The organism is Mycobacterium sp. PO1 (genome assembly GCF_017312405.1).
Taxonomy (GTDB): domain Bacteria; phylum Actinomycetota; class Actinomycetes; order Mycobacteriales; family Mycobacteriaceae; genus Mycobacterium.
Genome location: NZ_BLTG01000003.1, coordinates 26,525 through 42,694 on the forward strand (window position 1 = coordinate 26,525; position 16,170 = coordinate 42,694).

Below are 16,170 nucleotides of genomic sequence, written 5' to 3' on the forward strand. Positions count from 1 at the left end.
TGTTCACCGCAGCAGGGGATCTCGGGGCAGACCCAGGATCCGTTCGGCGATCGTGTTGCGGGTGATCTCCGAGGTGCCCCCGGCGATCGTCATGGCACGATTGCCCAGATAGCTCAGCGTCAACTGCGGCGTCTGACCAGCAACGGCGGCGGTGCCGGCCAGCTCGAACGCCAGCTCGGTGAGCCGCTGTCCGGACTCGGCGACCAGCAGCTTCGTCACGTTGCCTTCCGGACCCGGTTCGGCGCCGGCGATCGCGCGGGTGGCGCGGCGCAAGTTGAGCAGCCGCAGGGTGTGCATCTCGGCGATGACCTCACCGGCCTGTCGCACATACCGCGCGGCCGTCTCGGGCGCGCTGTCGAGCAACGTGATGAGGTGATCGGGCGTGGTCCCGGTCGGCGCGCCCGATCCGCCGCCGATCGAGATGCGCTCGTTGCCCAGGGTCGCTCGGGCCACCAGCCAGCCCTTGTTGACGTCGCCGACGACATCGGAGTCGGGAACGAACACGTCGTCGAAGAACACCTCGTTGAAGTGGGAGTCCCCGGTGATGCCCCGCAGCGGGTTGACCGTGACCCCCTCGGCGCCCATGTCGATCGCCATCATCGTCACGCCGGCGTGCTTGGCGGCCTCGGGGTCGGTGCGGACGGTGGCCAGCCCCCACTGGCACAGGTGGGCGAGGCTGGTCCAAACCTTCTGGCCGGTGACGCGCCACCCGCCGTCCACTCGTTTCGCCGAGGTGCGCACCGCGGCAGCATCGGAGCCCGCACCGGGTTCGGAGAACAACTGGCACCACATCACCTGGCCCCGCAGCACCGGCTCGACCCAGCGGTCACGCTGCTCCTCGGTGCCGGCCTGGGCGATGGTCAGCGCGACCCACCCGGTGATGCCCATGTCGGGGCGCTCGACTCCGGCGAACTCCTCCTCGATGACGAGCTGTTCGAGCACGGTGGCGCCCCGACCCCACGGCTGCGGCCAGTGCGGGACCAGATAGCCGGAGTCCACCAGGAAATCGCGCTGTCGTTCAGCGGGCAACGCGCGGACCCGGGTCGCGGCCTCCCGCGCCGCGGCTCGATGGTCCTCGGCTTCCGGGGGCAGCGTGAACGAGGCGCCGTGCGCCTGGCCGCTGCGCCGGCCCTCCACCACGTCGAGCAGCGGGTCGCCGCCGTCGGCCATCAATGCCGCGAGCGTGCGCGCCCGGCGCAGATACAGGTGTGCGTCGTGCTCCCAGGTGTAGCCGATGCCGCCGTGCAACTGGATGTTGTGCTGCGTGGTGGACACCTGCGCGCGGATCGCCAGCGCGGCGGCGACAGCAGCGGCGAACCAGGCGCTGTCGAGGTCGTCGGCGCGAGAGGCGTCCCACGTCGCGGCCGTGGCGACCTCGACGTCGACGAGCATGTTGGCGGCGTGGTGTTTGACCGCCTGGAACGTGCCGATGGTTCTGCCGAACTGTTCGCGAACCTTGGCATATTCGACCGCCATCTGCAGCGCGGCCCACCCGACTCCCACCGCCTCGGCGGCGGTCAGGATGCGCCACACGGTCCTGGCGTCGCGTGCTGCCCCCCGCAGCACTCGATCCGGCGGCACGGCCACCCCACGCAGCGCCACCGAGCCCAGGCTGCGGGTGGTGTCCAGGGAATCCAGTGCGGTGACGGTGACACCGTCGGCGGCCACGTCGACGACCAGCAGATCGTCGCCGGCGGTCAGGACCAGCAGGTCGGCGTCGGGCGCACCCAATACGGCGGGGTGCTCGCCGGTGGCGACGTGGTCGGCGCCCACGGACACGGTTCCGGCCACGCCGAGGGCCGCTACGGTCTGACCGGCCACAAGTGGCGGGAGTAGTTCGACGGCAACGGATTCGGGGGCGCACCGGTCGAGCACCACCGCTGCGCAGACGGTGGGAAGGAACGGTCCGGGTGTCAGGTGACGGCCCAGGCACTCCAGCACCACCGCCACCTCGCCGAGCCCGAAACCCGACCCGCCGTTGGCTTCGGCAACAGCGAGCCCGGTCCAGCCGAGTTCGCTTGCTGCCGACCAGATTTCGGCCGGATGGGTCGTGCCGCCGGTCAGCGTCGACCGCGCCTGCGCGAGGGCATCCAGCCGCGCCAACTGCCCCGAGGCGGCGTCGGCGAGGTCCTGGTGTTCTTCGGTGATGGCGAGCGCGGACGTTTCCGCAACGGTCGGCGAGGTTCTGGCCACGATGACACCCTCTTCGGTGAAGTTGACAGTCGTCAACCGACGCTATCGCGCAGGTCTCGACATCGACCGAGGTGTGACCCACATCACCGAAAAGTAACGTCCTAAAAACAGTAGACAACTTGGGCCGGATTGTCTGTTTGGTATCCGGGCTAGGGGGTACGCTCGCGCAATGACGGAACGCCCCGCCACCCGGTATCCCGGACCTACGCTGACTACCCGTTTGCACTGGTTGTTGAACGCGGGTCCGTCCGATTACATGCTGGCGTTGAGCGTGGCGTCCGCGTCGCTGCCGGTCATCGGCAAACACCTCGAGCCGCTCGGCGCGCTGACGGCGGCGGGAGTGTGGGGAGCCAGGCACGCCCCCGATTTCGTCGGATCGCTGGCCAAGTCCCTGGTGGCGCCCAACGACGCAGAGAAGAAGCAGCAGGAACGGGACTGCACCAACGCCGTGACCCAAGCCGCACTGCGCGGGTTGGTGTCCGCCAAGGACCTGGACATCGACTGGCCGCTGCCGGAACGTACGCCGCCGGTGTGGCGAATGCGCGATCACCGCCGTCACGTGCACAAGACCTCGGTGCGCTACGGGCCGCGGCCGAGCCAGTTGCTCGACGTGTGGCGCCGCGACGACCTGCCCGCCGATGCTCCGGTGCTCATCTTCGTGCCGGGTGGGGCATGGGTACACGGAAGCCGCATGTTGCAGGGGTACGCCCTGATGTCCCATCTGGCGCAGATGGGCTGGGTGTGTCTGTCCATCGACTACCGCGTGGCGCCCCACAATCCGTGGCCGGCGCACATCACCGACGTGAAGCAGGCGATTGCCTGGGCTCGCGCGAACGTCGACAAATACGGCGGTGACCGCAACTTCGTCGCCATCTCCGGGACCTCCGCCGGGGGGCACCTGGCCGCGCTGGCCGGGTTGACCGCCAACGATCCGGACATGCAGGGCGAACTGCCGGAGGGCTCGGACACCTCGGTGGACGCTGTCATCGGGATCTACGGACGCTACGACTGGGAAGACAAGTCCACCGTGGAGCGGGTGCGCTTCATGGACTTCCTGGAGCGGGTCGTCGTGAAGCGCAAGTTCGACAAACATCCCGACGTATTCCGCAAGGCCTCGCCGATGGCCAGGATCCACCCGGAGGCTCCGCCGTTCCTGGTGGTGCACGGGACCGGCGACAGCGTCATCCCCGTGGCGCAAGCCCGCGGCTTCGTCGAGCGGCTCAAAGAGGTGTCCCGCTCGGTCGTCGGCTACGTCGAGCTACCCGGTGCCGGACACGGCTTCGACATGACCGACGGAGCACGCACCGGGGCGGCCTCGACCGCAATCGGATTGTTCCTCAACCATATTCACCGAAACAGAAGTCTTCTCGGAGCCAAAGAGGTTATATAGGACGCCTCCAGGAAGGTGTCGCGGTGAAAAGGCTTCGCGGGTGGGACGCTGTGCTGTTGTACAGCGAAACCCCGAACGTGCACATGCACACGCTGAAATTGGCGGTGATCGAACTCGACGGCCTGGGCGGGGCCAGTTTCGGGGTCGAGGAACTACGGCAGGTCATCCACAGCCGGCTCTACAAGCTCGACCCGTTCCGCTACGAACTCATCGACATCCCACTGAAGTTCCATCACCCGATGTGGCGGGAGAACGCCGAAGTCGACCTCGAATACCACGTCCGCTCGTGCCGGGTGGAAGCCCCGGGCGGGCGCCGCGAACTCGACGAGGCGGTCGGCCGACTGGCCAGCACCCCGCTGGACCGAAGCCGGCCGCTCTGGGAGATGTATCTGATCGAGGGCCTCGCGGGCGGCCGGATCGCGGTCCTGGGCAAAATCCATCACGCCCTCGCCGACGGCGTTGCGTCGGCCAATCTGCTGGCCCGCGGGATGGACATGCAGGACGGCCTCGGCGCCGACCGGGACTCCTACGCCACCGACCCCGCGCCCACGTCAGGTGAGTTGGTGCGCACCGCATTCGCCGACCACCTGCGCCAGATCGCCAAGTTACCCGGCGTGATGCGCTACACCGCCGACGGAATGCGCAGGGTACGGCAGAGCCCGCACAAGCTCTCGCCGGAGCTGACCCGGCCGTTCACCCCGCCACCGACCTTCATGAACCACATGCTCGACTCGACCAGGCGGTTCGCCACGACCACGTTGTCCCTCGACGACGTCAAGCAGACCGGCAAGCACCTCGGCGTCACGATCAACGACATGGTGTTGTCCATCTCGGCCGGGGCGCTGCGCACCATGCTGCTGCGCTACGACAACCGCGCCGACCACCCGCTGCTGGCGTCGGTGCCGGTGAGTTTCGACTTCTCGCCCGACCGGATCTCCGGCAACTTCTTCACCGGAGTGCTGGTCAGCCTGCCGGTCGACGTCGAAGACCCGCTGGAGCGGGTGAAGGTTGCGCACGACTCGGCCGTCGCGGGCAAGGAGAGCAACACCCTGCTGGGGCCCGAACTGGTCAGCCGGTGGTCGTCGTACCTGCCGCCCGCCCCCGCCGAGGCGATGTTCCGCTGGTTGTCGAACAAAGACGGCCAGAACAAGGTGATGAACCTGCCCATCTCGAACGTGCCCGGCCCCCGCACCCGGGCGCGGGTCGGCGGGGCGCTGGTGACCGAGATCTACTCGGTCGGGCCGCTGACCGCGGGCAGCGGAATCAACATCACGGTGTGGAGCTACGTCGACCAGATCAACATCTCGGTGCTCACCGACGGCAAGACGTTGAAAGACCCTCACGAGCTCACCGACGCGCTGAGGGAGGCTTTCATCGAGATCCGGCGTGCAGCTGGGCTTTCCGAGAAGCTCACCGTCGTCGAAACCGCGATGCCCGTTTAGTCGGCTCCTCGCAGTGTTTGTTCAGTCGGCTCGCCGACGTGTTTGTTCAGTCGGCTCGCCACGGTGTCTGTTCAGTCGGCTCGCCGACGGTGTCTGTTCAGTCGGCTCGCCACGGTGTCCGTTCAGTCGGCTCGCCGACGTGTCGTGGCCGCCACCCACGACAGGAACTCCTCCACTGCCTGCGCGGTGTAATGCGCCCGCGGTGAGCCGTAATAGAAGTCGAACGCGTGCTGGGCATGCGGGATCTCCGCGTACACCACCGGAGCCGTCGAGACATCGCGCAACGCGTCGGCGAACTCGCGACCTTCCTGCACGGGGATGATCGAGTCGTCCTGACCGTGCAGGATGAAGAACGGCGGCGCATCGGCGCGGACCCGGTACAACGGCGAGGCGTCGACGTAGACCTGACGGTGCCGCACGATCGGTGTCTTGGTCACGAACTTCTGCAGGAACGCGATGAACTCCTTGCGGCCACTGCCGCGCGCAGACACCCAGTCGTAGCGACCGTAGATCGGCACTGCCGCGACCACCGACGTGTCGGCATCCTCGAAACCCGGTTGGAACTGCGGGTCATCGGCGGTCAAAGCCACCAGAGAGGACAGATGACCGCCGGCCGAGCCGCCGGTGATCGCGACGAAGTCGGGGTCGCCGCCGTACTCGCCGATGCGCTCCTTGATCCAGGCCAGGGCACGTTTGACGTCGACGATGTGATCGGGCCAGGTGTGTCGCGGGCTGACCCGGTAGTCGATCGACACACACACCCAGCCGTGGTCGGCGAGATGGCTGAGTAGCGGGTACGCCTGCGGACGGCGCATGCCGATCGACCAGGCGCCGCCCGGAACCTGCAGCAGCACAGGAGCTTTGCCGTCCCGCGGCAGGTCAGCACGCCGCCAGATGTCGGCCATGTTCACCGCGCCGTGCGGGCCGTACTGCACCGTGTCGAGTTTGGTCACGTAACGCCGGCGGATCACGTCATTGGGTGGAACCCCGATTCGGCGGCGCCGCCGGTCCGACTGGGCCTTCTCCGAGATGGCCTGGTAGTCGGCGCCGAGCGCCGCCCGCAGCGGATCCTCGAAATACGGTTGCGACGCCACGTTGCGGCGGTGGATCAGCCACAGCAGTGCCCAGGCGACGGCGGTGAGAAGCAACGCGATTCGACCGCGCACACCCCGGAAGTCACCACGCAGTCCTCGCCGGGCCGCGTCGAGCATCGAGCCGACCATGTAGAGCGGCGACATCTCCGATGTCGGCCAGCCGAACGCGAACACCGGGATGGTCACATACCCTTCGCGACCCAGCGGCCGCAGACCGTTGGCGGCGTTGAGCAACTCCGCGGCGGCGCGCAGCAGAGGTCGGCGCTTAGGCATTCTTTGCCCGGTCCTGCAACTCCTTGCGGGAAATCTTTCCGGTGGTGCCGCGCGGCAACTCGTCGAGCACGGTGATCGCCCGGGGAACCTTGAAATTGGCTAGGTGCTCGCGGACGTGTTGCTTGAGGTCCTCGGGGTTGGCCGACGCACCGGGACGCAGCACCACGAACGCCTCGAGGCGCTGGCCGAACTTCTCGTCGTCCACACCCAGCACCGCGGCTTCGGCGACGTCGTCATGGGCGGCGAGCGTCTTCTCCACCTCGATCGGGTAGACGTTCTCACCGCCGGAGACGATCATCTCGTCGTCGCGGCCGACGACGAACAACCGGCCGGCGTCGTCGACGTAGCCGACGTCACCGGAGCACATGAAGCCGTCGTGGAATTCCTTGGTCTGTCCCGAGGTGTAGCCGTCGAACTGAGTGGAGTTGCGCACGTAGATGCTGCCGACCTCGCCGACCGGTAGTTCGTGCAGTTCGGCATCGAGGATGCGGATCTGCGTACCCTCGGCCGGTCTGCCCGCCGTGTCGGGCGCCGCGCGCAGGTCGCGCGGTGTGGCCGTCGCGATCATGCCGGCCTCGGTGGCGTTGTAGTTGTTGTAGATCACGTCGCCGAAGCGGTCCATGAACGCGATGACCACGTCGGGACGCATGCGCGATCCCGAAGCCGCGGCGAACCGCAGCGAGCGGCCGCTGTAGCGGTCGAGCACCTCGGCGGGCAGCTCCATGATGCGGTCGAACATGACCGGGACGACGCACAGCCCGGTAGCCCGGTGCCTATCGATCAACTCCAGCGTCGCCTCGGGATCGAACTTGCGCCGGGTGATGATGGTGCAGGACATGGACGCCGCGAACGCCAGCTGAGAGAACCCCCACGCATGGAACATCGGCGCCACGACCACGACCGGCTGCTCCGTTCGCCACGGCGTCCGATCGAGGATCGACTTGAGCACGGTGGGGTCGCCTCCGGAATGGCTGGCGCCCTTGGGGGTTCCGGTCGTGCCCGAGGTCAGCAGGATCACCCGGCCCTTGGCGGAGGCGCGCTGCGGTTCCCGGTCGCCGTGCTCGGCGATCAGGCGCTCGACCGTCGGGTAGCTCACCGGACCGTCGGTCCATGCGACGATCCGCGCGGTGTCCGGCCGTCCCGCCACCGCCCGGTCGACGACCTCGGTGAACTCCTCGTCGTAGATGACCGCGACCGACTTGCCCTCCCCTTCGCGCTCGAGCACCTCGGCCATCGCCGGCCCGGCGAACGAGGTGTTGAGCAGCAGCACATCGGCGCCGATCCGATTCGCCGCGATCAGCGCGTCGACGAAGCCGCGGTGATTACGCGCCATGAGACCGATCACCTCGGGCTGCCCGCCGGGCAGGGCCTGCAGTGCGGCTGCCAGCGCGTCCGCGCGTCGGTCGATCTGGCGCCACGTCAGGATGCCGAGTTCGTCCACCAAACCGGCGCGGTCCGGGCAGCGCTGCGCGGCGGCGGCGAAACCGGAAGTGATGGCCATGTTCTCGCGCTGCATCGCGGAGACGATCCGCAGGTACTTGTCCGGGCGCATCGGGGCGATCACGCCCGCCCGTGCCATCGTCGAGATCAGTCCCAGCGGTTTGGTCAGAGGATCGAGAATTCCCATCGGTCAGCCCAGCACCGGAAGCCGGCGCTCGCTGGCCAGTTCGTCGAGCGCCCGTTGCATGACCCGCCGGACGTGGGCGTCGACTTCGTCGATGTCGGGGTCCTCGCCGAATTCGGCGGCCACGTCGATGGGCGGCAGCGTCTGCATCGTGATCTTGGTCGGCAGCGGCACGTTGACCGGCAGCACGACCGATAATCCGAACGGAAAACCGAACGACACCGGCAGGATCTTCGTCCGGAACGCGCGCGCGATGGGGCCGAGCGCCTTGGCGATTTCGGTGCCGCGGGTGAGAAACAGCTGACTCTCCTGGCCGCCGATCGACACGGTGGGCACGATCGGGACGCCGTTGTTGAGCGCGGCACGCACGTAGCCGGTGCGCCCGCTGAAGTCGATCTTGTTGGCGCTGAGCGTGGGCCGGTACACGTCGTAGTCACCGCCGGGGAAGACGACGACCACGCCGCCGGAGCGCAATGCCTCGTCGGCGTTCTCGTGGCTGGCCGGGATGAAGCCGGTCTTCTTGAAGAACGTCCCCGACGGCCCGACCATCAACATGTCATGGGACAGCGTGTAGACCGGCCGGTCGTAGCCGAAATGGTCGTAGAAGCCACTGGCGAACACCGGCACATCCATGGCGAGCAGACCGCCCGAGTGGTTCGACACCACCAACGCCCCGCCTGCGGGGAAGCTCTCCAGCCCCCGCACCTCGGCTCGGTGATAACCCTTGAGGAACGGCCGCAGCACGCCCATCACCCGTTCGGTGAGCGCCGGATCCCACTTGGTGATTTCAGATGGCGTGATCTCGGACGGCGTGATGTCGGTCGCGCTCATGGCGTGCTCCCTCGAGAAGACGTCAGATTGGAACGTGTTCTAGTTTTGCCAGTGTACCCACTGCTCACGACCCCCAATCGACGTGGCCGCCGGCACCCCGGGCCATCCTGTCATCGCCGACGTCCGCTCAGTCGGGCTTTGACTGCGAAATGCGACACACCCGGTGGCGGCCGCGGTAGCTTCCTAGAGGCTATGGCGGGACCTGGTCGGGGATTCCGCCATAGCCTCGGGAGTCGAGCGGAGCAGGAATTGTCATGTCCTGCCCGGCGGGCGACGACCATACTCAGTCACCGTGACCGATCCGCTGCCCGTACCGGCGCCCGCCGGTCGCGACCGACTGCGTGAGCTGCTCGACGCGGTCACCGACGCCGGCAACACCGCCGTCGGCGACATGGCGCGCAGCAGTCACGCGTCGGAGTTTCACTTCTCCCGCCAGGTCCGCCGGCTCACCGGAGAATCCCCGGCGGCGCTGCGCCGCCGCGTCATGCTCGAACGCGCGGCGTGGCGTTTGCAGCGCGGCGAGGCTGTTGCGGTCGTCGCCGCCGCCGAGGGATGGTCGTCGGCCGAGGTGTTCTCCCGCGCGTTCCGGCGCGCCTACGGTGTGCCGCCCTCGCAGGCCGCCGCTGTGCACTTCAGGTTGGCCGCCCCCAACGGGCTGCACTTCCATCCCCCCGAATCGCTGTGGCTGGACGCCGGTCCCGGTGCCGACCCGTCGGCGCCGTCGGTGTCCGCGCTGATGCTCGCCCACGACGTCGACGACACCGCCTGCCTGCTCGCCGCCGCGGCGCAGCTGAGCCCACAACAGTGGGTGGCCGAGGTCGCGCCGGGCCAGACCGTGCTCGAGTGGGACGGTCCCGAAGCCAGCGTCGGAGCCGTGCTCGGAGCCATCGTCTGGACGAAGGAGGTGTGGCTGGCCACCATCGCCGGACACGACTTCCCGTCTCGGACGGCGACGCGGCCGGAATCCGTCGACGCGCCCACGTTGGCTGCCCACCATGACGTCATCGCTGCCCGGTGGCGCGCGACGATCGCCGAGCACTCGGCGGCCGGGCGACTCGGCGACACCGTGATCGACGCGCTGTGCGATCCGCCGGAATCGTTCCCGCTGCACGGCATCGTCGCGCATGTCCTGACCTATTCCGCGCACCGCCGCGAGCTCGCACGCACCATGCTGGGCGCACTGGGAGTGAGCGTGCGCAGCGGGGATCCGTTGAACTGGATGAGGGAGATCTGAATGGGCACCGTCTACTACACCGCGTCCAGCATGGACGGCTTCATCGTCGACGACCACGGCAGCCTGGACTGGCTGACGAGCCGATCGATCGACCAGAACGGGCCGTTCGGCATCGAACCGTTCCTGGCCACCGTCGGCGCACTCGTGATGGGTGCCGACACGTACGAGTGGATCCTGGCGAACCAACCCGGCGACTGGATGTACAGCCAGCCGTCCTGGGTGTTGACCCACCGGCCCGGCATCGTTGCCGCCGGGCATCCGGTTCACGTCTTCGACGGTGCCGTCGCCGACCTGCACCCGGATCTGGTGGGAGCCGCGGCCGGCAAGGATGTCTGGGTGGTCGGAGGAGGAGACATCGCCAGGCAGTTCAGCGAGGCAGGCCTGATCGACGAGATGGTGGTCGCCTACGCGCCGTGCTCGCTGGGCGCGGGATCGCCGGTGCTGCCGATGCGTTCCGAGTGGGTGCTGACGGATTCGGGACGCAACGGTGATTTCCTCTGCGCCCGGTGGCGCCGCGGCTGACCGGCCGAGGGTCGATACCTGCAGCGGCGACGATCACGCACAGATCCGTCGAATCATCGAACGCCGCTGCTCGAGACGTCGACGAGATCCGACTTTTGCCGGAGAAGTACGAGAAAACCTCGGCAAAAGTCGGATCTCGTGGAGCGTCGTCAGTCGGCGGGGGTGTACCCGAACGGCAGCAGGATGCTCTTGGGCTCGCAGTAGGCCTCGATGCCCTCGGGGCCGTTCTCGCGGCCGATGCCGGAGTTCTTGAAACCACCGAACGGTGCACCCGGGTCGAAGGCGTACATGTTGACCGCATACGTTCCGGTGCGGATCTTGCGTGCGATCTTCAGCGCCTTGTCGTTGTCGGAGGTGTACACCGAGCCGGCCAGCCCGTAGACCGAATCGTTGGCGATGCGCACGGCGTCGTCTTCGTCCTCGTAGGGGATCACCGCCAGGACGGGCCCGAAGATCTCCTCCTGCGCGATGGTCATCGAGTTGTCGACGTCGGCGAACACCGTCGGCTGCACGAACCAACCGCTGTCCAGACCCTCGGGGCGGCCGCCGCCGGCCACCACCCGCGCGCCTTCCTCGATGCCCTTCTTGATGTAGCCCTCCACCCGCTCGCGCTGTTTCTCGCTGATCAGCGGCCCGATCGCGGCGCCGGGATCATCGGGCAGGCCGACCGGCATCGCGGCCACGGCCGCCGCCAACTTCTCCACGACCTCGTCGTAACGCGACCGCGGCGCCAGGATCCGGGTCTGGCCCACACATGCCTGCCCGCAGTTCATCAAGCCGGAGAACACCAGCATCGGCAGCGTCGAGTCGAGGTCGGCGTCTTCGAGGATGATGGCTGCGGACTTGCCGCCGAGCTCGAGCGTGCACGGCTTGAGGTTGTCGGCGGCGATCTTGCCGATCTCCTTGCCGACCGCCGAGGAGCCGGTGAACGTGTACTTGTCCAGGTTCGGGTTCGCGGTCAGGGCGCGGCCCGTCTCGGCACCACCCGGCACGATCGACAGCACACCCTCGGGCAGCCCCGCCTCGGCGAACATCTCGGCCATCGCGAACACCGACAGCGGCGTCTCCGCGGCCGGCTTGAGCACCATGGTGCAGCCGGCCAGCAGCGCAGGCCCCAGTTTGTTGGCGGCCAGGAAGAACGGCACGTTCCAGGCGGTGACGGCGCCGACCACCCCGATCGGTTCCCGCACCACCAGCGTCTGGCCGTAGACGCCGTCGCGGATCTCCTGCCAGGTGAACTTGTCGGCCGCGCCGGCGTAGTACTGGAACGCCGACATCGCCGCGCCGTACTGCATCATGTCCACGATCGTGGGGGGCTGCCCGGTCTCGGCGGACAACAGGAACTTCAGCTCGTCGCCGCGCTCCTCCATGATCTTGACTGCGCGGCCGAGGATCTCGGCGCGCTCGTCCGGCGACATCTGCGGCCATGGGCCCTCGTCGAACGCCTTGCGCGCCGCCGCACAGGCCGCGTCGACGTCGGCGGCCGACGCCAGCGGCACCTTGCCCACCAACTCGCCGGTGGCGGGGTAGTGCACCTCGATGACATCCGAGGTGGCCGGCTCGACCCACTTCCCGCCGATGAACAGCTTGTCCCATTCGGTCTTGAAGGCGGTGCTCTGTGTCATAGACGTCACACTACCGATCGAAGCACAAAACGAGAACCTGTTGCAGTCCGGCAATCAGAGGGGGCGCAACACCAGCACCAGATTGCTCACCGCGAATTCCCGCAGGCCGGGAAGTTTCACCAGGCCCCACGCCCATCTCGGGTGGTAGCGAGGGAATGCCGCGACCAGAGCGCCGGTGCTCCGGGCCCAGTCGAGCCCGGCCGCCGCGGACACCGCGAACAACGACGAGCCGTAGTCGTTCTTGGGTCGATGCCCGTGCCTGCGGGTGTACCGATCGGCCGCGCGGCGACCGCCCAGATAGTGGGTCAGGCCCATCTCATGGCCGCCGAACGGGCCCAGCCACACCGTGTAGGACAGCACGGCCAGCCCGCCGGGCCGGGTGACGCGCAGCATCTCCTCCCCCAGCCGCCACGGCTCGGGAACGTGCTCGGCGACGTTCGACGACAGGCACAGCTCCACGCTGTGATCGGCGAAGGGCAGCCGCATCCCCGAGGCGCGGACGAAGGAGCCCGTCAGACGGTGCGTGCGCGGGGCGGCCGCGTGCATCTCGCGCGGATCCGGTTCCACTCCGATGTAGCGCATCCCGGCGTCGGCGAAGGCCGTCGCGAAGTAGCCCGGACCGCCGCCCACGTCGAGTACCCGGACCCCGGTCGGCGTCGTGCCGGTGGTGCCGGTCCACAGGTCGCCGACCAGCGCGGCCGTGTCCGCGGCGAGCGCGCCGTAGAACCGGTCCGGATCGGTCTGTTCGAAGCGGAACTGGCCGAGCAGACGCAGCGACCGGGACAACGTCGCCCGGCGTGCGAACAGATCGGTAGCGACCACCTGGCAACCCTAAGCCGACGGTTAGGCTGACGAGGATGTCTGCCCCGCCCGTGAAGTCCGTGCTGCTGTTGTGCTGGCGCGACACCGGTCACCCGCAGGGCGGCGGCAGCGAGACCTATCTCCAACGAATCGGCGCCCACCTCGCCGCATCCGGCATGCGGGTGACGCTGCGCACCGCACGCTATCCCGGCGCGCGGCGGCGCGAGGTCGTCGACGGCGTGCACATCCAGCGCTCCGGGGGGCCCCACTCGGTGTACATCTGGGCCGGTTTGGCGATGGTGGCCGCCCGGTTCGGTCTGGGTCCGCTACGTCGAGTGCGACCCGACGTCGTCGTCGACACCCAGAACGGGCTTCCGTTCTGCGCGCGCCTGGCCTACGGCCGGCGGGTCGTCGTGCTCGTGCACCACTGCCACCGGGAGCAGTGGCCGGTGGCCGGCCGGGTGCGTGGCCGCATCGGCTGGTTCGTCGAGTCCTGGTTGTCGCCGCGGTTGCACCGGCGCAACCAGTACGTGACGGTGTCGCTGCCGTCGGCGCGCGACCTGACCGACCTGGGGGCGCCCGCCGGCCACATCGCGATCGTCCGCAACGGTGTGGACGCCGCCCCTGCGGACACGCTCACTTCGGAGCGCTCGCCGACTCCACGGGTGGCGGTGCTGTCGCGGCTGGTGCCGCACAAGCAGATCGAGGACGCGCTGGACGCGGTCGCGCGGTTGCGCGGCGACGTACCCGACCTGCATCTCGACGTACTCGGCGGCGGCTGGTGGGCCCAGCCGCTCGTCGACCACGCCCGCCGCCTGGGCATCGCCGACGCCGTCACGTTCCACGGACATGTCGACGACGCGGCCAAACACGCCGTGCTGCAACGCAGCTGGGTGCACGTATTGCCGTCCCGCAAGGAGGGATGGGGACTGGCGGTGGTCGAGGCCGCCCAGCAGGGCATACCCACCGTCGGTTACCGGTCCTCCGGCGGTCTGACCGACTCGATCGTCGACGGCGTCACCGGGTTGCTCGTCGACGACGACGGCGGCCTGGTCGACGCTCTGCGGCGCCTGCTCGATGACCGCGTCCTGCGCGAACAGCTGGGCGCCAAGGCCCTGGTGCGCAGCGGTGAGTTCTCGTGGCCTCAGTCAGCCGAGGCCATGCGAACGGTCCTCGACGCGGTGCACGCCCGAGTATTCCTCACAGGGATTGTCTGACCGTTCACAAATAACGCACGTAAAGGTCTTTCACGTGCCTTTTCGGCGTCGAAACCATACGCGTCGCCGCGTATGAGCATTAACATCGGGTCATGGCCGGCGTGCTGCGCAAGGCGTTCGCCTACGAGATGACGATCGCCGAGTGGATCGGTCTGGCGATGCTGCTCAACATCCCCCACATCCTGCTCGGCCTGCTGTGGACCGCCACCCATCCCGATCACCTCGCCGGGGTGCACGGTCTGGAGAAGGTGGGCGCGCTGATCGGCGGCATCGCGTTCTGGCCGGTGCTGTGGGTCGCCGAGGTGGCGTGCCCGACATGACGGCCACGCGCATCCGGATCTCGCGGCGCACCGCCCGCTGGGACGACGCCGCCGCGCGCGTCGGGGACGCCATGGATTTCTGGTCGTTCGCCGCGGGAGCCGCGAACGTCGTGATGCAGATGTCACGGCCCGGCGTCGGACACGGCGTGGCCGAGAGCAGGGTGGAATCGGGCAGCCTGATGACGCACCCGTGGAAGCGGGCGCGCACCACATTCCAGTACCTGGCGGTCGCCGTGTTCGGAGACGAGGACGACCGGGCCGCCTATCGCGAGGCCGTCAACACTGCGCACCGCCACGTGCAGTCCGGGCCGTCGAGTCCAGTGCGCTACAACGCGTTCGACCGCGACCTGCAGATGTGGGTCGCGGCCTGCCTGTTCGTCGGGCTCGAGGACACCTATCAGCTGCTGCGCGGCGAGATGACCCCCGAGCAGACCGAGCAGTTCTACCGCTCAGCCTGGCCGCTGGGGACCACCCTGCAGGTCAGCGACGACCAATGGCCCCCATCCCGCGCCGACTTCGACCGGTACTGGGACGAGGCCTGCACGCAGGTCGCCGTCGACGACGTGGTCCGCGCCTACCTGCTCGACCTGATCAACCTGCGCATGATCAACCCGATTCTGGGGCTGCCGTTCCGGCCGCTGCTGACGTTCCTCACGACGGGCTTTCTCGCGCCGGTGTTCCGCGACGCCCTCGGTCTGGAGTGGGGCCCGGTGCGACAGCACCTCTTCGAGCGTCTGTTCCTCATCGTGGCGTTCGTCAACCGTTTCCTGCCGGGGTTCATCAGGCAGGGCGGTACCCACGTGCTGCTCGCCGATGTCCGGCTGCGGGTACGCCGACAGCGCCGTCTGGTCTGAGGAGAAATCGATGGGCGTGAAGACCGCCACCCGCTGGCTGCTCAGCCGGCGGGTCAGTGTGGCCGGCATGGTCGAGGTCGGATTGTGGCTGGCAATTCCGTACCTGCTCGTCGGACTGGTGTTCGCGTTCTTCGGCATCGAACAGGTCCGCCACATCGAATCGCTGGTCAGCCCGGTGCTTCCGGCCGGCGGTGAGATGGCCGGTTATCTGGTGGTCGCTGGTCTGTGGCCGGCTTTCCTGCTGCTTCCCGCGGTGTGCGGCGTCTGACCCGACCCACGACCATCGCAAGCAGGCTGCCGAGGAGCTGGGCCAGCCAGACGAGGTGCGCCGCCAGCAGCACCCCGCGCTGCGGGGCCTGCGGAGCGTCACCGCCCACCGCGTACACCGCGATGTCGGAGTCCCGATAGGTCAGCGGCAGCGGCAATGATTGCGGGTCGGGGCCTTCGACGACCACCCAGCGCACCCCGGCGTCGGCGAGGCGGTGCGCGTCCGCCCCACCGATGAGCAGCTGTTGCACCTCGCGGGCCCGGGTGCCCTCCCCGGGAATGAGCCGCCCGGCGATGACGAGGTCACCGGTGCTGAGGACCTCCGCACGAACCCAGCGCGGCAGCGGATCGAGCACCGGGGCCTCACCCGCCCACGGGAACCGGCGCATGCTGTCGACCGGCAACACGGCGACCGGCCCCGGGTCGGCGTTGATCACCGCCGCCGCCCTCTGCCACCCGGGCGGGTAGCGCACCGCCCGCACC

Annotated in this window: 14 protein-coding genes and 1 pseudogene; 8 read left to right on the plus strand and 7 right to left on the minus strand. The window is 68.5% G+C overall.

The window, feature by feature from the left end:
• Positions 1-3: 3 nt before the first annotated feature.
• Positions 4-2,193 (minus strand): acyl-CoA dehydrogenase, encoded by a 2,190-nt coding sequence (locus J3476_RS00945; protein ID WP_207064754.1) that lies wholly within the window; start codon positions 2,191-2,193, stop codon positions 4-6.
• A gap of 169 nt (positions 2,194-2,362) precedes the next feature.
• On the opposite strand from J3476_RS00945, the gene J3476_RS00950 reads away from it, so the two are divergent.
• Both J3476_RS00950 and J3476_RS00955 read left to right on the plus strand, forming a co-directional pair.
• Entirely contained in the window at positions 2,363-3,583 is a 1,221-nt protein-coding gene (locus tag J3476_RS00950; protein ID WP_207064755.1) for an alpha/beta hydrolase, read from the plus strand.
• Between the two features lie 23 nt (positions 3,584-3,606).
• Positions 3,607-5,025 (plus strand): wax ester/triacylglycerol synthase family O-acyltransferase, encoded by a 1,419-nt coding sequence (locus tag J3476_RS00955; protein WP_207064756.1) that lies wholly within the window; start codon positions 3,607-3,609, stop codon positions 5,023-5,025.
• Between the two features lie 122 nt (positions 5,026-5,147).
• On the opposite strand, the gene J3476_RS00960 is transcribed toward J3476_RS00955, so the two are convergent.
• From J3476_RS00960 to J3476_RS00970, 3 genes are read right to left on the minus strand one after another with little or no spacing between them, the layout of a single operon-like run.
• The gene (locus J3476_RS00960; protein WP_207064757.1) at positions 5,148-6,392 is read right to left on the minus strand and encodes an alpha/beta hydrolase; all 1,245 of its coding nucleotides are present in this window, start codon (positions 6,390-6,392) and stop codon (positions 5,148-5,150) included.
• A complete protein-coding gene (gene fadD12 / locus J3476_RS00965; protein WP_207064758.1) occupies positions 6,385-8,019 on the minus strand; it encodes an acyl-CoA ligase FadD12 in 1,635 nt (544 codons plus the stop codon). The genes J3476_RS00960 and fadD12 overlap by 8 nt, the downstream gene beginning before the upstream one ends.
• A gap of 3 nt (positions 8,020-8,022) precedes the next feature.
• Complete coding sequence (locus tag J3476_RS00970; RefSeq protein WP_207064759.1) at positions 8,023-8,847, minus strand: 1-acyl-sn-glycerol-3-phosphate acyltransferase; 825 nt, start codon at positions 8,845-8,847, stop codon at positions 8,023-8,025.
• A 292-nt stretch (positions 8,848-9,139) separates the two neighbouring features.
• On the opposite strand from J3476_RS00970, the gene J3476_RS00975 reads away from it, so the two are divergent.
• Positions 9,140-10,081 carry a helix-turn-helix domain-containing protein gene (locus tag J3476_RS00975; protein WP_286182476.1) on the plus strand — a complete coding sequence of 314 codons (942 nt, stop codon included), beginning with the start codon at positions 9,140-9,142 and terminating at the stop codon, positions 10,079-10,081.
• Positions 10,082-10,603, plus strand: a complete 522-nt coding sequence (locus J3476_RS00980; RefSeq protein ID WP_207064760.1) for a dihydrofolate reductase family protein — start codon at positions 10,082-10,084, stop codon at positions 10,601-10,603.
• A 149-nt stretch (positions 10,604-10,752) separates the two neighbouring features.
• On the opposite strand, the gene J3476_RS00985 is transcribed toward J3476_RS00980, so the two are convergent.
• Together J3476_RS00985 and J3476_RS00990 are read right to left on the minus strand one after the other, a co-directional pair.
• Positions 10,753-12,228, minus strand: coding sequence for an aldehyde dehydrogenase (locus J3476_RS00985; protein WP_207064761.1), 1,476 nt, complete (start codon positions 12,226-12,228; stop codon positions 10,753-10,755).
• Between the two features lie 54 nt (positions 12,229-12,282).
• Positions 12,283-13,050, minus strand: a complete 768-nt coding sequence (locus J3476_RS00990) for a class I SAM-dependent methyltransferase (RefSeq protein WP_207064762.1) — start codon at positions 13,048-13,050, stop codon at positions 12,283-12,285.
• Positions 13,051-13,085: 35 nt separating this feature from the next.
• Here J3476_RS00990 and J3476_RS00995 point away from each other — a divergent pair, with 35 nt between their 5' ends.
• The 4 genes from J3476_RS00995 (at position 13,086) to J3476_RS01010 (ending at position 15,688) form a co-directional block, all read left to right on the plus strand.
• Entirely contained in the window at positions 13,086-14,246 is a 1,161-nt protein-coding gene (locus tag J3476_RS00995; RefSeq protein WP_207064763.1) for a glycosyltransferase family 4 protein, read from the plus strand.
• Positions 14,247-14,338: 92 nt separating this feature from the next.
• A complete protein-coding gene (locus J3476_RS01000) occupies positions 14,339-14,566 on the plus strand; it encodes a hypothetical protein (RefSeq protein ID WP_207064764.1) in 228 nt (75 codons plus the stop codon).
• Entirely contained in the window at positions 14,563-15,420 is an 858-nt protein-coding gene (locus J3476_RS01005) for an oxygenase MpaB family protein (RefSeq protein WP_207064765.1), read from the plus strand. Before J3476_RS01000 ends, J3476_RS01005 begins: the two co-directional genes overlap by 4 nt.
• A gap of 10 nt (positions 15,421-15,430) precedes the next feature.
• A complete protein-coding gene (locus tag J3476_RS01010; protein ID WP_207064766.1) occupies positions 15,431-15,688 on the plus strand; it encodes a hypothetical protein in 258 nt (85 codons plus the stop codon).
• Here J3476_RS01010 and J3476_RS01015 read toward each other — a convergent pair.
• Positions 15,588-16,170, minus strand: a pseudogene (locus J3476_RS01015) (hypothetical protein); the annotation flags it as partial. The gene J3476_RS01010 and the pseudogene J3476_RS01015 overlap by 101 nt on opposite strands.

Coding starts and splice junctions, on each gene's coding strand:
- J3476_RS00950 (WP_207064755.1), top strand. CDS start 2,363: ATGACGGAACGCCCCGCCACCCGGTATCCCGGACCTACGCTGACTACC.
- J3476_RS00960 (WP_207064757.1), bottom strand. CDS start 6,392: ATGCCTAAGCGCCGACCTCTGCTGCGCGCCGCCGCGGAGTTGCTCAAC.
- fadD12 (WP_207064758.1), bottom strand. CDS start 8,019: ATGGGAATTCTCGATCCTCTGACCAAACCGCTGGGACTGATCTCGACG.
- J3476_RS00970 (WP_207064759.1), bottom strand. CDS start 8,847: ATGAGCGCGACCGACATCACGCCGTCCGAGATCACGCCATCTGAAATC.
- J3476_RS00980 (WP_207064760.1), top strand. CDS start 10,082: ATGGGCACCGTCTACTACACCGCGTCCAGCATGGACGGCTTCATCGTC.
- J3476_RS00985 (WP_207064761.1), bottom strand. CDS start 12,228: ATGACACAGAGCACCGCCTTCAAGACCGAATGGGACAAGCTGTTCATC.
- J3476_RS00995 (WP_207064763.1), top strand. CDS start 13,086: ATGTCTGCCCCGCCCGTGAAGTCCGTGCTGCTGTTGTGCTGGCGCGAC.
- J3476_RS01000 (WP_207064764.1), top strand. CDS start 14,339: ATGGCCGGCGTGCTGCGCAAGGCGTTCGCCTACGAGATGACGATCGCC.
- J3476_RS01005 (WP_207064765.1), top strand. CDS start 14,563: ATGACGGCCACGCGCATCCGGATCTCGCGGCGCACCGCCCGCTGGGAC.
- J3476_RS01010 (WP_207064766.1), top strand. CDS start 15,431: ATGGGCGTGAAGACCGCCACCCGCTGGCTGCTCAGCCGGCGGGTCAGT.